Below are 11,909 nucleotides of genomic sequence, written 5' to 3'. Positions count from 1 at the left end.
CCCTGCGTGAGGGCCTTTCGCGCTGCGTTGCGGGTCGCTTAGACCGACGGCGGCACGTTGCGCGTGATCAATTCCTTCATGGCGCGACTCGGCTCGTAGAAACCGAACGTGCTCTGACTGCCGCGACTGCCGTTGATCTGCATGTGCAGGCGGTAGCGCTCTGCCATTGCGGCCAGGAACGTCGCTTCGAGTTGCGCGATCTGCCTGTCGAGTACGGCGGTTTCAATGGTCCACTCTTCGCGCTTAAATTCGTTTTCCGCCTGCGCGGCGTCGCCCTTGCGGGCAATCACATCACGATTGAGTGTCGCGAGGTGCGCAGCACCTTGATCGATCAGCCCGGCGATGTCCTTGGCGTCAGCGTCGGCGGATGCCTTGCGCAGCGACGCGGTTGCCTCATCAATCTTGCCTGCACGGAAATCGGCGAGCGCGGTGGCGGCTGCGGCTTCGCATTCGGACTTGCGTACGAGCAGCTTCGATTGGGCTGCGTGAGCGGCTTCTGCGCGCTCCGTTGCGGTAACGAGATTTGCGCGGGCTGCGGCGAGAATTTGTGCGGCTTGGGACATTGTCAAAACTCCTTTGATTCGGTGTACTTGTTAAGCGTGGAAAGTCGTACGCGTATCCGGAATCGGGTAGCGCGTGGTGATTGCTGCGATGCGCGCGTTACGGGCCGCCAGAAGCTCTTGCGCAGCACGGTTGATGCCGTCGGCTTCGATTTGCTTCAGAGCCTGCTGTGCGGCGATCTGATCGGCTTCCTGCTGCTCAATCGCGGCGCACTCTGCTTCGAGTGTGCGCAGTGCGGCACGTGCAGCCGTAGTCGGCTCGCCGGTCAACAGAGCGGTATTCAGTTCGAGCTTTGCAGCAGCGATGCGCTTGCTCAGGTCTTCTTTCGACATTGCGGCCTCCGGGGCGCGTTTGGTAGTCGGTTTGATCGTCATTCTTTTGCTCCCTGCGGCGCTTGTTGCCGCGTCTTAAGCCATTCCAGTACTACCGACTTTTTCCACCTGAGCACAGCCGCCGAAATGCGGTAGGGCTCAGGGAAGTCACCCTCTTTGATGAGCCGCGAAATGGTCCGCTTGCTCACTGCCAGCATCGCGGAGACGTCCTCAAGGCTAATCATTGGGTCGCCGGCTTCGATTGGGTTCGTCATTACATCCCCTAACGTTTCGTTGCCATGGACGTATCTTTTCATCACGACTCGGACAACGGCGGCATACGTGCAAAGAAGCGTCGTTTGCGCTGTTACGCGTCAATACGATCAAGTGCATTAGGTGGACATGCGCGGCCTTCGCGCAAATGGTGGCAAATCCCACCTTTTCAGCCGGTCGGGACAGCCCAATAGACACTGACGAACGTCGTCAAAACCAACGCGGGACGCCGCAAAGGAACCTAACCTATGTATCAGCAATTCAGCGAGAGCAGTCCGTCGCATCTTCGGCTCATGGCCCAGCTTGGCTATGCCGTGCAAGAGCAAATGGGCAAGAGCCAAGCCCATGCAAGTTTGCTTCACAGCACGTTGCGCACAGCAGGTAACACGCACGCTGCATCGCATGCGCCCGCAAATCCGCAGCGCGTAATTCAGCGCAGCGCCGTCTCTGATATCGACCGCGAGGCCGAGCGCAAGTATGGCGAACGCATGACGGCACTGCAGCGCCAACGCGCCAAGCGCGGGACTGGCCGCCAGGATGCCGAGCAACTTCGCCGCATGTCTGAAGCGCGCACCAATGGCGGCATCAACGACGAAGACGACGAGGAAATGATCGACGGCGTGCCTGTCTCGCCGTGCTCATTGAGTAAGAGTCTCCACGCAGGCGCTTTCAGCCGTTTGCGGCTGGGGCTTCACTCGTTCATGAAAGCGCAGTCGAGCGATCATACGGACGACTTCGCCACGCGTTACGGCATGCCCACCGCCCACGTTGCGCACGTCGCCGGTCGCTCGGCAGTCGCTAAGCCGACCATCGCAGCACTCAGCAAATCAATTGAAACCGCACGCCAACGCGTGCAAACCACTCTCGGGGTCAGTCCCATGCGTAACCTGAATCAGAAAATGCAGTCCATCGCTCGCAAGCTCGGCAACGAGCAACTGGCAAAGTCGATCAGCGGCGGCAACATGGGCGGCCTGCGCTCGGCAATGCCGCGATACACCACGCCACAAGTAGAGGCAGCCGCAGGCGCTGCGCTTGCACATGGGGCCATCGATGCACAATCCGCCCAGGTGATCGCCAACAGCCTCGCGCTTGGCGGCGTTGGCGCTGTGCCGCGCGAACTCATGGCGAAATTGCGCGGCGAGTAATCTGCACTGCCTAAGAATCATAAAAGCCCCTATCCGAAGGGGCTCTTTCATGCCAGCGTGTCGCACGAAAACCACGGTTAAAAAAGGATTTCTTGACCCCTTTGAGGGAAAAAGTAGTGACGCGAACCTGAGCCCTATCGAATCAAACGGGAGAGGGTGCATGAGGCACGCCACGTATCATCCAGAGCAAATCCGCCGCGCCACCATCCTTCCCACCTTCACGCAGGACCTCGCATCGGTCCACTTTCACCCGCACGCCGATTTCGCATCGCTCCAAGTCTTCACGTGCGATCGCCTCAGTTGCGTCCTGACGAAAGAAGCCTGCGCCGCAAACTACACGCGCACAGACGCGCCGATCTCATGCAAGGGCTGCCCGATTGGGGTTGCTCACGCAGGCGGCCAGCGCTATCGCAATGAACCCGGCATCCACACCGCGTCAGAATTGGCAATGGGTCTTTCGTGCGTCCGTTGCGAAAAGAGCGCCCGCACCAACGCGCGCCTCATTGGCCGCATGCGCCTCGTGAGATCGGCAACGCTATGCGTGTCGTGCTTCAACAGGCAGCGCGAAATAGAGAAGTTCCGCGCCGGTTGCGGCGGCAATTCGAAGGGCGGCGTACCGCGCAAGTGGGCGCACCTGCAAGAAGCCACGATCACCATCGAGGACGCGGCTGGCAAGCGGAAGACGCTGGACATCGGCCTGCGCCAAGACTATCTCGAATGCGCGCGGTACGCTGAGCGTGCGCATCCCGGCGCAACGCTCATCGAGACTGCTATCGGCGGCGAGATCATTTCGCAGTTTTCGTTGTGGACGCCATTGCCGTTCTCGCCGTGGGAACCCGGCATGGTCCGCGACGAGAAGCCTAGTAAGCCGAAACGCACATACATTCATCGCGGCACACCGCGCACCAGCAAGAAAACTAACGCTGTTGCATCACCTGTAGATTGGGACGATTGGGATACGCCGCTCTACAAGCTCGGCAAGCCGGTTGAATCCGATGAAAGCGACGCCGATAGTAGCCGTCAAGCGCGCCGCTGCGGATGGTTGCCACCTATGTCCGAAGAGGACGACGAAGCCTATCGCCAGTCATTCGAGGAGCCCGCGCTTGATCCGGAATCAATCGCGGCGTACTGGGACCTTACCGCCGACGGCCTGGCTGAGTTTGTCGAATGGCTCACTGACGGCTGGCCCGTGCCGGTTATCGAGGTCGGTAGCGAGGCTAAGCCGTCGCTATCCGGGCTCGCAAAAGCGCACGGCATCTCTGCCGCACTGGCGCATTACCGTCTGAGGACGCGTGGAGCCGTCGAATTTCCGCTCGATCCAAATGGCTCGGTGCTGCACACCCGCAACACATCCTGTATCAACGGTGTTCATTGGGCAGTGAAAAGGAATAAGTGGTATGCGCGCGGCTACCAAGCAGGCCACGCCGTCCATCTTGGCTACTTCGACACGATTGAGGATGCGGCTGCTGCTCGCGCTGCGTTCGATAACAAGCCTGCAGAGCCGTCCGCGCCCGTCGCCGATGCCGTCGCACCGAACACGGCGCACGAACCCGTCAGCGCGCCCGTACGCGACCCCATCGCCGAAGCCATCAGCAAACTTGAGGCCACTGAAGAGGTGCGCCCGCTCACCCGCAAGGAACGCCGCGAATACGCCCGGCTTGAGACAAAGATCGCCAAAAAGCAATTGCGTGCCGCGGAGCAGACCGCAAAGCACATGCCAGCGACGAAGGCGAAGGCCACTGCAATCGCATCGCGCGCACTGGCGATCTTCGATTCAATGGGCGCGCAGGCTGGCAAATGAGCACCAAGGCGGAACGACGCAAGACGAAAGATTGGACCGGGCAGCGCTGGGGCAACCTGGTAGCGCTGAAGTATGTCGCGCACGGCGTAGAGGGAGCCCGCTGGCGCTTTGCCTGCGATTGCGGCCATCGCGGCACGTACTACCTGAAGCAGGTGCAGCGTGACGAGCGGACCACGTGCGGATGCGACGCGAAGCCCGCGCCGAAGCCTGCAATCCCGGGCCGCGTCTATCGCATGGGCGTCCCCGTGCCGACCACAAGGGACTATGCAGCCGCTTGGCAGGCCGCGCCGAAGCCCGAACCGAAGCCGTTCGCTTGGTGTTTCCCGCGCGTGCTCGGCACCGATGGGCGGCCCGTGTCGCCCATATGGCGCGCACACGAAAACGTGACGATCTAATCGCACCACCAACACAACGAGCCTCGCCATGAACGCCATCATCGGAACCATCCACATTCGCGCCAAGCACCAAGCGCGCGCCATCGAGCGCAGCACGGGCCATCTTTTCCCGCTCGGGGCCATGCAGTGGATCGCGGCACAAGCGACCCACTACGCGACCGTAGAAGGCGACGATGCCATGCGCTTCGCCATCGGCCTCGCCGGTCTGGCGTACAGCAGCTAGGCGACGCCGGCATGAGGCCAGCCAATGACCTCGCCGGGCGCACGTTTGGGCGTTTGCGCGTCTTATCGCGAGCCGGTCGCAATGAGCGCAGGTATGCGACTTGGAACTGCGCTTGTGACTGCGGCAATAGCGACGTGATAGTCGGCTACAGCCTGACGCGCGGCGACACGCAATCATGCGGATGCCTTGTTGGCCTCGTTCGTCACATGCAGATCCGCTTGCCCGTCCTGTGCCGCGCCTATGGCCCTTCCCGCGCGTCGTGAGTCGCGATGGCTTACCGGTCAGCCCGGTATAGCAATCAGTACAGCGGTAGGCTCATGCCGGCTATGCATCTTCTTTGTATATCCGTTGCTCAAAGATAGCTTTCTGCTGGGCATTAGTCACGCGGCCTACTGCACTGCGCTTCCATCCCCTCGGCGGCGGCCACGTGACACCAATCTGATCCAACTGCGATTGCGTCCACGCACCATTAGGGGTAGCGTATTCGTCAATCCACTCGACAGTCACCACAAAGCTATCGTTTTTCGCGATGTCTCAAGGAGTTCGCTGGCACTATGCCGAACGGCCTCAGGTGCCTGTCCCTTCGGCGCCAAGTGACTTAATTGGTCCGCGATGCCGAAGGGTCCCGCAACAAGAGCTTCGCTCCTTGGCAAGAACATCCCTGGTAGGAACAAGCTGCACAGCAGATCGTTGGAGTTCAACCGCGCGAAACAATCGCCTCGTTAATCGATCCAATGACACGGTTAATAAATCCGCGATCCGTGTGTTCGACAGCCCTCGATTCGCCCGATGAGCTGTGCAATATCACGAAGTGCTTGTCCTTCAATAACACCCAAGTGAGGATCCCTACGACAACCGCCCCAATAGCAAAGAACACGGCTTGGGAGTTCTGATGATCGAAGTACAACGTCCCCGCCGCCACGATGAAGCACAGCACCTGAAACGTACGGTTCGCCGGCTTCTTGGCATGTCGAACCGACGTCACGCCGCTCATTGCATATGTTTGCGAGCCGACCAACACGCGCGCATTCGTAACCTTCACACCGGCTTCGTCCAAAAAGATCCGCTCTTCCATATAGTTGCTCCTATTTTTGGTGGATGCGCTGTGTCGCCTTTTGAGACAACGCATTACCGTGGTTAACGGCAGGCGGAACAGAAACTTCAGAAATTTTTATCACCTTGGTTATCGGGCTTCTTTAAAGGCACTCGGCCGCGCCCCCAGACCATGAGTTCGAGTAATATGCGGACTGGTCGCCACATAAAACGACGAATATCAATCGGGGATAGCGATGAGTGAAAACCAAGCGGTTCGGACGGAACGAGGCCTGCGCAAGGCGATATCGTATCTAGAGTCCATGCTGGTCCAGAATGAGACCTTACATTGCTATGCGGTCCAGCGCAGGCTGTTCGCGTTACTCCACCGTCGCGAACTTGTATCGGCGACATCCGGACGGCTAATTGGCATGACCCGTGGCTTGATCGGAGGATTCACGCCTGTTGACCTTCGGTGGCAAGACATCAAGTCCGCTCATATTCGCGCTGGGATTTTTGGCTGCGATTTGAAGGTAACCGCGCTGACTCAGCCCGATCTAGCAAGCGGCGGCGAAGTACGGGCAGTGGCATTTACAGGCCTCAGAAAGGCGGACGCCCAAGCGGTATATCGTATCTGCCAGGCTCAGGAACAAGCGTGGCGCGAAAAGCGCAGGCTTCGCGAGTTAGAGGAATTGCGCGCCAAATCTGGCGGGTTCCAAGGATCATTAGGACCAGGAGCCGGTTCGTCGAACGATGCGTCACCCGATGATTCTTTGGCGCGCTTGGAGCGCGCCAAAGAAATGCTTAACAAAGGTTTGATTAGCGATTCCGAATACGAGACGATCAAGGCTCGCGTTATCGGTCAAATTTGAGGCCCCTCCGTTAACGACAGAAATCATCCTGACCGTGCCGCTGCCAAGATCGACTGCATGGCATGCATTGGCCCGAATTTGCTGGGCTTGGTAGTAGTGATAGCTCTGTCGGCATCAGCGAAATTGAGCGGAGCGTGGGAGGCGTGTTGTCCGGCCAGCGCACTTAGGGGCGCTCGGATGAATGCTGTTCGATGAGAAGTGGCGAGAGGCCAACATGAAGAACAAGACCAAGGTCTTGATCACGCTTACAACGGCGCTTTTGCTAGGCGGCTGCGGGGATCGTTCGCTCTCTGGCACCTACGTGTCGCACCAGGCGTCTGGCGCTGAGCTGATGCACCTCACGCAGACGCCCGACCACCACCTAACCGGCACGATCCAATACGCCACGCTAATGAACGATGGCAACGTCAGCACCTCGACGGTGAACGTGTCAGGCGTTGTGGACGGCGACAATCTCACCCTAACGATCTTCTCGACGCCTTTGCCGCTCGGGCAGAATTTCGGCGGAATTGTGACGGGGAGCGGCCTGGATTTCACAGTACCAAACACCGGTGGCTCGGCCCAAGCCAAGGTCTCGCACTTCGACCGTGGCACCGTTCAGGATTACGACGCCATGGTCGCCAAGCTGTCGGAGGCTGGCACCGCCATCGCAAATCAGCGTCAGCGTGAGCGGCAGGTGGCGTCGCTGAACCGGGACGCGGAAGCACTCGCAGGAGACCTCGATACTTTCGTCGCGCGTGCACACCAAGTTCAGGACCATACCCCGCCGATGATTGCGTTCTACGCTCAGGCGGTAACGGTCGAGCAAACGAAACTAGCCCATGCCAAACGGCTGGCGGCAACCGGCAACAACGTTCAGATTGGTCAGGCCCAAGTCGAGGTAGGGCAAATGGGAGTGGACCGCTCCCAAATCGAAATCACGGGCAGCGCCATCGCCGATGCACAGAAAGAGTTGGCGAAGCGTGAGGCGGCACTGAACGCCCGGGTCGATCGCTTCAACGGGATCTGCTTGGGTGACACGTCCACAGTGAAGGTTGGCGCGACCATTCCCGACATGGGCCCGTGCAAAGCCCTTTCCCGCGCTTATGCCTCGTACCGTGGCGTGCTGGGACCGGTGGACGCCGCGCTCGCCAGCGCCGCAAAGGCAAAGGCTGACGCTGACCAGCGCCTGTCCGCGATCATGCACACGGCGGCCGACATTCGTTGATGCCCTGTGTTGAACATGGATCGCAAAGGTAATCACGTCACCAGCAACAAATGAGGGGCCGTTATGAAAGACGGTTGGCAAGCGCCATTAGCCGCGCTGGTCGTAGTCATCCTGTTCGCGGCGTTCAACGCCAAACCGATGCAAAGCGCAGCCGATATCGCCGCCTGGGTACAGGGCGTAGGCTCACTGTTCGCGATCATCGCCGCCATCGGGATCTATGCGAAGCAATATCAAGACAAGAAAGCCGACGACGAAAACGAAACCCGTGCATTTGTGCAGGCAATCCGCGATGAGGTCGAAACCGTCTGGAACGACTATTCAGAACAAACCGGCGCTTTGCTGCTGGCAACCCAAGCGGGACACTACTACGATGTGTTTGTGCCGGGCCTCTCAGACGGGCTGATCATTTACCAGGGCTCTCCCGCGCGAGTGGGCAGAATAGACGACGACGAATTACGCAAACTAATTGTTACGGCGTACGTGGGACTCACTGGTCATTTCAACTCAATCTTTGTCAATAACCAGATGATGGCTGAGCTGGAACAGATGCATTCGTCCTCTGATGTTCCCAACCAGGTCCAACGGATCGCGAACCGGGAAAGGGCGCTAGTGGCCTATGCGGACGCCCTCAAGAAAAACCACCATGATTTACAGGGCAAGGTTAAGGCATTGCTGGCAGGGGCTGAGGCCTGGCTAACCAGTCATCCGGCGCGGTAGCTGTGCAATCAATTGCGCAACAGCCCTTTTCACGACAAGTCGCTACCGATGACGCCAAACACTGCACCCTCTGCCTTTCGTTCTACGATCGCCTACATCATATGCGTTGCCCTGTTTCCGGCCGCATACCTGTTCGCGGCGGTGGTCGTCCACGCACAGCATACAACGCCTGGCTTCTTGATTCCCCTACCAATGAGCCTGCCCAGAATGATCTTTGGCATAGGTTTTTATTTCATGCTCGTTTGGGTAGCAGGTTTTTTCATTTCGGCGTTGCCGTGCGTTCTTCTGCATCTGCTGGCAGCCCGCTTTCGAATTCGAAACCCTCTGTTTTATGTTGTTGTAGGTGGCCTGCTTGGACTGCTCGCGGTCGCGGTCGCAGTGAGCATGCCTGAATTTCAATCCGCCTCTGTGCGACTCGACACGGTGCACTGGTATAAGGTGCGGCTGATAACCGTAGGATGTGTAGCGGGACTAATCTACTGGATCATCGCCGGGAGACATTTTGGCAGAAAACTGAGCTAGACCACCGCGGCTTGTTCGTCGGGCACGCCGCCTGCGAGCACTTCCCGTGGCATAGCTTCAGCGGCGTCGCGCAAACGGTCGGTCATTGGTGAGAATATCCGGGAGCCGAACATCGGTAAGCGGCCGCGTACCGAACCGGTCTAGCCCTAAACCTTTCGCAATGAAATGCCGATAACGACGTCGAGATCGGACATCAAGCCGCAAAAATTGCGGCGCGGCGTCGGCTTTTCAGAAGGTCCCATTCACAGCACCACGTTTAAAGAAAACCAGACCATAATGAAACGAACACTTGTGACAGCAGTCCTGCTCGCGACGCTATCGATCACCGCTCACGCAGAGATGCGTTGCGGCATCATCACCAACTCGCTTCCCGGGGGCGAGTTGACGCTGGATGATCGGGACGCAGCGTGGCAACTTGATGCGAACGGCGTACCCGACAAAATGCCGGATACCAGTCGCGGCGAGCAGTGTGGATGCATTAGTGGCGCGACCGATCCGAAAACGCACGCATTCACCAGTATCACCGGCGGCCAGCTAAAGCCCATGAAAGTGTGCGACGCTGACAAGAAGTTGACGCAGGCGTTCAAAGCCCGGTATCACCAGTAATATTAAAGAGCCACGATTAAAAGTGGCTCTCTCGCGAGTTCCGGATCAGGCTTCGCCAATGTGTCAGCCCGGCGCTGCGTTGACGGGCTCGCGCCAGATTGAGCGGCACGGTCGGCTATGGTAACTGGAGGAGTGTCCTTCACGAACACTCCTCCCGAATGCTGGTTTGTTCCATGGTGCGCAGCTTCAGCCCAATCCAGCACGAGCGCCACGGCAACCGCGAGTTGCATCGTAGTCATATGGCGGCGATGCTTGTTCTCAGACACCACAAAGGATCGGTCCCGACGTACTCTGTCGTATTGATATCAATTCCGAGTTCGATGCATGCGCGATAGCGATTTCCACGTGCGGGGCCGCCAAAGAAAAACGGACCCGAAGGTCCGTTCTCTTTACTACGCGACGACTTCCTTCGGCACCTTGTCCTCGGGCACAAAGCGCATGCGCTCAGTGTCCGGATCGAAGCTGTAGACCGCCAGCGGGCCGTTGCAGTTGCGGAGAACGACGTATTGCTTGTCGCCTACCTCCTCAATGTCCGACCCGTAGCTGCTCGGCTGGTCGAATACGTAGCCGTCCCGCTTGCAGCGCTGGAGATACAGTCCGGTAGCCTTCTGGACCATATCATCAATAAATTGCAGTGAACGCATGACTTGAACTCCTTTTCGATGGATTGAGAAAGGAGCGACGGGAGCGCTGTTCGGGGCGCACTTCCGTTCCGCTCACGCGGTCGCGATCCTCTGCGCCGCCCTTGCCTTGCCTCGCCGCGCGCTTACGCGCATTGCAGCCCGAACACGGATTCGATACTACCGTGCAATCTCGCCCGACCGCAACTGTACATTGCGGATAGGACGTTTTCGTACAGCCCCTGGCCTCCCCTAATCTTTCAGTCGTCATGCGCCACCGTACGAATCGGCAGGTCACTCAATGGTGAGAGTATCCGGGAGCGATGGAGCACGCGTGGAGCCGCCCGAGAGGATCTCCGCAAGCTCAGCATCGAGCCGGGCGCACATGGCGTCATAAGCCGGATCGGCGGCGATCCTCGCATCGGCCGCGGCGTGAGCCAGGCGCGCGACGACAGCCATGGACGGCAGCATTACGGTAACCGTCGAGCGCTTTGCTTCAGTATTTTTTGAAGCAATCCCTAGGCGGCTCTGCTGGCTGCGAATCCACTCGTTGATTTCGGCATGTGACCTAAGCATGCGGGATCTCCTGTACGTCGGTTCCTGCGATTGCGTTCGGGCCGTACGCGGCGACAGCGGAAAGCAAACTCTCGCCGGATTGGCAGTGGACCACGATCCGGCACGGCGTCGGCTTCACGGGCTTGCCAATGAACTCTTGAACCTCCAGGCGGACCCGCTGCAGTTCAGTCTCAAGCTCACCTGCCTGCAATGCCAGCAACGCGGTAATGTTCCGCTGACTCGCGAGCGCCGAACCCGGACCCTCTTTCGACCCGGCAGCCTTCAGCGACTCATAGAGCTTGCTGCGGGCCGCGTTCAGTTCCTTCAGGTGGCGGGCATTGATCGACCGCTGGCGAGCGACGATGGCGGCCTTAACGAACTCCTCGCGCTCCCATTCGTCCAGACCGTCAGGCACCTGCATTTCGTCGCTGTACGCGGTCGATTGCGAGGGGGTTGATTCCGATCCTACCCCCCTCCCGGCACCGGGCGGCACGAAGACATCCGCCACCACGCGCGAGGGCGAAACGGCCGGCTCGGCGGCGTTCACGTGTACGGCGTGGGTCGGGCTCGGCACGGCACTTTCTGTTACTTTAGCCTCACGCTCGCGAGCAGTCGGATGCACCTGCGTCGGCACCCCGATATCCTTCTGCCACTTCCCGTCACGCGCCTTGCGCGCGACCAAACTCTTAGAACAATCAAGCAGTTGCGCGATTTTCCCCAAACCGAGACCGGGTTCGGATTCGTAGCGCTTCCGAGCGTCCGCCCACTGTACATCGGTGATTTTCTGCTGTGACATGGCGGTTCCGCCCTGCTGTTCAATGACACCATTGGACCGTCCCGACCGAGCGGCGTACACAGCCGTACACAGGCCGTACACCCCAGTTCGAATGTGGCAAAAGTTGGCGGCAGGGGCGACGCTGGAATCCGGGTAACGCGGGCATCACGGATATCCGTGAGGGGGGTATCCAAATCTGGAGAGGCCCCCGGCGCTTGCGCGAATCGCGCGTGAGCGGCTGGCGCTCTATGGCGAATCCTCGGGATGGTCGGCGTCCGGGACGGCTTGGCGGGC

16 protein-coding genes are annotated in these 11,909 nt (G+C 59.3%); 9 read left to right on the top strand and 7 right to left on the bottom strand.

Features of this window, described 5'->3' with window-relative positions; all coding sequences use genetic code 11:
• Nucleotides 1-38: 38 nt before the first annotated feature.
• Genes P3T25_RS14815 through P3T25_RS14805 form a run of 3 tightly spaced genes read right to left on the bottom strand, consistent with a single transcriptional unit; the run spans nt 39 to nt 1,147 of the window.
• Nucleotides 39-563, bottom strand: coding sequence for a hypothetical protein (locus P3T25_RS14815; RefSeq protein WP_429358310.1), 525 nt, complete (start codon nt 561-563; stop codon nt 39-41).
• A 30-nt stretch (nt 564-593) separates the two neighbouring features.
• The gene (locus P3T25_RS14810) at nt 594-935 is read right to left on the bottom strand and encodes a hypothetical protein (protein WP_429358309.1); all 342 of its coding nucleotides are present in this window, start codon (nt 933-935) and stop codon (nt 594-596) included.
• Nucleotides 932-1,147, bottom strand: coding sequence for a helix-turn-helix transcriptional regulator (locus P3T25_RS14805; RefSeq protein WP_429358308.1), 216 nt, complete (start codon nt 1,145-1,147; stop codon nt 932-934). Before P3T25_RS14805 ends, P3T25_RS14810 begins: the two co-directional genes overlap by 4 nt.
• A 246-nt stretch (nt 1,148-1,393) precedes the next feature.
• Here P3T25_RS14805 and P3T25_RS14800 point away from each other — a divergent pair, with 246 nt between their 5' ends.
• Genes P3T25_RS14800 through P3T25_RS14785 form a run of 4 tightly spaced genes read left to right on the top strand, consistent with a single transcriptional unit; the run spans nt 1,394 to nt 4,709 of the window.
• Nucleotides 1,394-2,290 carry a hypothetical protein gene (locus P3T25_RS14800; protein WP_429358307.1) on the top strand — a complete coding sequence of 299 codons (897 nt, stop codon included), beginning with the start codon at nt 1,394-1,396 and terminating at the stop codon, nt 2,288-2,290.
• A complete protein-coding gene (locus P3T25_RS14795) occupies nt 2,235-4,091 on the top strand; it encodes a hypothetical protein (RefSeq protein ID WP_429358306.1) in 1,857 nt (618 codons plus the stop codon). The genes P3T25_RS14800 and P3T25_RS14795 overlap by 56 nt, the downstream gene beginning before the upstream one ends.
• Nucleotides 4,088-4,486, top strand: coding sequence for a hypothetical protein (locus P3T25_RS14790; RefSeq protein ID WP_429358305.1), 399 nt, complete (start codon nt 4,088-4,090; stop codon nt 4,484-4,486). Before P3T25_RS14795 ends, P3T25_RS14790 begins: the two co-directional genes overlap by 4 nt.
• Nucleotides 4,487-4,514: 28 nt before the next feature.
• On the top strand, nt 4,515-4,709 hold the full coding sequence (locus P3T25_RS14785) for a hypothetical protein (RefSeq protein WP_429358304.1): 195 nt from the start codon (nt 4,515-4,517) through the stop codon (nt 4,707-4,709).
• A 697-nt stretch (nt 4,710-5,406) separates the two neighbouring features.
• Here the strand turns inward: P3T25_RS14785 and P3T25_RS14780 are convergent.
• On the bottom strand, nt 5,407-5,784 hold the full coding sequence (locus tag P3T25_RS14780; RefSeq protein ID WP_429358303.1) for a DUF6232 family protein: 378 nt from the start codon (nt 5,782-5,784) through the stop codon (nt 5,407-5,409).
• Between the two features lie 214 nt (nt 5,785-5,998).
• Here P3T25_RS14780 and P3T25_RS14775 point away from each other — a divergent pair, with 214 nt between their 5' ends.
• The 5 genes from P3T25_RS14775 (at nt 5,999) to P3T25_RS14755 (ending at nt 9,665) form a co-directional block, all read left to right on the top strand.
• Nucleotides 5,999-6,613 carry a hypothetical protein gene (locus P3T25_RS14775; RefSeq protein ID WP_429358302.1) on the top strand — a complete coding sequence of 205 codons (615 nt, stop codon included), beginning with the start codon at nt 5,999-6,001 and terminating at the stop codon, nt 6,611-6,613.
• 214 nt (nt 6,614-6,827) lie between these two features.
• Complete coding sequence (locus tag P3T25_RS14770) at nt 6,828-7,820, top strand: hypothetical protein (protein ID WP_429358301.1); 993 nt, start codon at nt 6,828-6,830, stop codon at nt 7,818-7,820.
• A 63-nt stretch (nt 7,821-7,883) separates the two neighbouring features.
• Complete coding sequence (locus tag P3T25_RS14765) at nt 7,884-8,537, top strand: hypothetical protein (protein ID WP_429358300.1); 654 nt, start codon at nt 7,884-7,886, stop codon at nt 8,535-8,537.
• 48 nt (nt 8,538-8,585) lie between these two features.
• Nucleotides 8,586-9,059, top strand: coding sequence for a hypothetical protein (locus P3T25_RS14760; protein WP_429358299.1), 474 nt, complete (start codon nt 8,586-8,588; stop codon nt 9,057-9,059).
• 165 nt (nt 9,060-9,224) lie between these two features.
• Entirely contained in the window at nt 9,225-9,665 is a 441-nt protein-coding gene (locus P3T25_RS14755) for a hypothetical protein (RefSeq protein WP_429358298.1), read from the top strand.
• A 392-nt stretch (nt 9,666-10,057) separates the two neighbouring features.
• Here P3T25_RS14755 and P3T25_RS14750 read toward each other — a convergent pair whose 3' ends face one another.
• From P3T25_RS14750 to P3T25_RS14740, 3 genes are all read right to left on the bottom strand, one after another.
• A complete protein-coding gene (locus P3T25_RS14750) occupies nt 10,058-10,309 on the bottom strand; it encodes a hypothetical protein (protein ID WP_429358297.1) in 252 nt (83 codons plus the stop codon).
• A gap of 270 nt (nt 10,310-10,579) precedes the next feature.
• Nucleotides 10,580-10,861, bottom strand: coding sequence for a hypothetical protein (locus P3T25_RS14745; protein ID WP_429358296.1), 282 nt, complete (start codon nt 10,859-10,861; stop codon nt 10,580-10,582).
• Nucleotides 10,854-11,636: a hypothetical protein gene (locus P3T25_RS14740; RefSeq protein WP_429358295.1), complete on the bottom strand. Its 783-nt coding sequence runs from the start codon at nt 11,634-11,636 to the stop codon at nt 10,854-10,856. The genes P3T25_RS14745 and P3T25_RS14740 overlap by 8 nt, the downstream gene beginning before the upstream one ends.
• Nucleotides 11,637-11,909: the final 273 nt, after the last annotated feature.

It is taken from the genome of Paraburkholderia sp. GAS32 (assembly GCF_050434225.1).
In the GTDB taxonomy this organism is placed as follows: domain Bacteria; phylum Pseudomonadota; class Gammaproteobacteria; order Burkholderiales; family Burkholderiaceae; genus Paraburkholderia; species Paraburkholderia madseniana.
This window is presented reverse-complemented; position numbering and strand designations above follow the sequence as displayed.